This is a genomic window from Sulfoacidibacillus ferrooxidans (assembly GCF_022606465.1).
Classification (GTDB): Bacteria; Bacillota; Bacilli; order Alicyclobacillales; family SLC66; genus Sulfoacidibacillus; species Sulfoacidibacillus ferrooxidans.
On record NZ_JALBUF010000122.1, the window covers coordinates 1 to 283 of the forward strand.

Sequence of the window (283 nt, forward strand, 5' to 3'; positions counted from 1 at the left end):
TTCATACAACAAGCCGGTGTCACGGTTCTTATATCACCGACTCAATAATTCCCATAAGTGTAGCTGTATCCATAACAGTGGCAAATTCGTGATTAAGGCTAACTAAATTGATTTCATGAATTTCTTCAGGTGAATAATACTTTCCTTTATCTCCCGTACGCCCAAAAGTTGCCGTAGCATCTGAAATGAGGTATGGCTTAAATCCAAGGTTTGCTGCCATGCGGGTCGTTGTAGAAATGCAGTGATCCGTCGTTAGCCCTACAATAACGATTGTTTGATACCC

At 41.3% G+C, this 283-nt stretch carries 1 protein-coding gene; it reads right to left on the minus strand.

The genetic code is table 11. From position 1 onward, the window contains the following. Positions 1-28 precede the first annotated feature (28 nt). Positions 29-283, minus strand: a 255-nt coding sequence (locus tag MM817_RS16660; RefSeq protein ID WP_241717192.1) for an isochorismatase family protein, incomplete at its 5' end; no start/stop codon positions are given.